At 76.2% G+C, this 1,138-nt stretch carries 1 protein-coding gene; it reads right to left on the bottom strand.

What is annotated here, in order from left to right:
- Positions 1 to 1,138: molybdopterin-dependent oxidoreductase (locus ACWDX9_RS63550; RefSeq protein ID WP_449973492.1), on the bottom strand; the 1,138-nt coding region annotated here is incomplete at both ends.

Genomic DNA, 1,138 nt, shown 5'->3' with positions numbered 1-1,138 from the left:
CCTCCTGCACCGGGGCGGCCCGCCCGGCCAGGCGCGCGACCGCCTCCGCGACCAGCCCGGCGTCGGGCGGCGACAGGTCGCAGTGGTCGTCCGGTCCGATGATCAGGTCCACGTCGGGCGGCAGCGGGTAGATAGGCCGCGGCAGGGCCAGCACGCGCGGCGGCGGCGCCATCGGCCAGCCGTCGCGCACCGCCTCCAGCAGCACCGAGCGCGCGGTCCGGCGCGCGAACAGCCCCTCGGCCAGCGCCCAGCTCAGCGCGCCCACGTCCGCGCGGTCCTCGCCGCAGGCGTGCAGGCACAGGTACGGCACCAGCGGGATCCCGGCCCCGCTCGCCTGCGCCCACCCGCTGCCGCAGCCGGTCAGCACCAGCAGCGCCAGCATCGCCCGGTAGGCGGTGTCGGCGTGCGGCGTCTCGAGCCGCCCCGGCACGAGCAGGCAGCGCCCGCCGGTCTTCTCCGCCGTAACACCCAGCTCCCGCGCGATCTTCAACGTCCGCGACGCGGCCACCCCCGTGCACGCCTCCTGCCAGGCAGGCGTGTACGGCTCACCCGGGTCCGCGTACCCGGACGGCCACACGCCGGGCAACCCCGGCCGGCCCACCCCGTAAACGGCCAGCAGCAGGTCGAACACCGTCGTCACCAGCTCGTCGCCGTCCCGCAGCACCGGCACGCCCCGCCGCAGCACGCCCGGCCCGTCGTCGAAGCGCGGCAGCAGCACCTCCACCGCCTCGCCGCCGTACACGCTCAGCCGGTCACACCCGCGCCCCAGCAGCCCGCCCGGCACGTACGCGTCCTCGCGCGCCCGCAGCCGCACCAGCGACGGCAGGTCCGTGCGCTCCATGGCGTGCTCGGCGAACGGCGTCCTGTCCAGGAAGAACTCCTTGAGCAGCACATGCCCCATGGCCATCGCGAGCGCCCCGTCCGTGCCGGGGCGCACGACCAGCGTCTCGTCGGACAACCGCGTCGGATGCGTGCCGATCGCCACCACCTTCTGGCCCTTGTACCGCCCGGCGATCACCCAGGGGGTGTCCGGCGTGCGTACCAGCCGGTTGTTCTCCCCCCACAGCAGCACGTACGCCGCCCGCGCCCAGTCGTCGGCCGCCGGGCCCGCGAACCGCGGCCCCAGCACCTGCTCCGG

It is taken from the genome of Nonomuraea sp. NPDC003201 (assembly GCF_053590415.1).
This window is presented reverse-complemented; position numbering and strand designations above follow the sequence as displayed.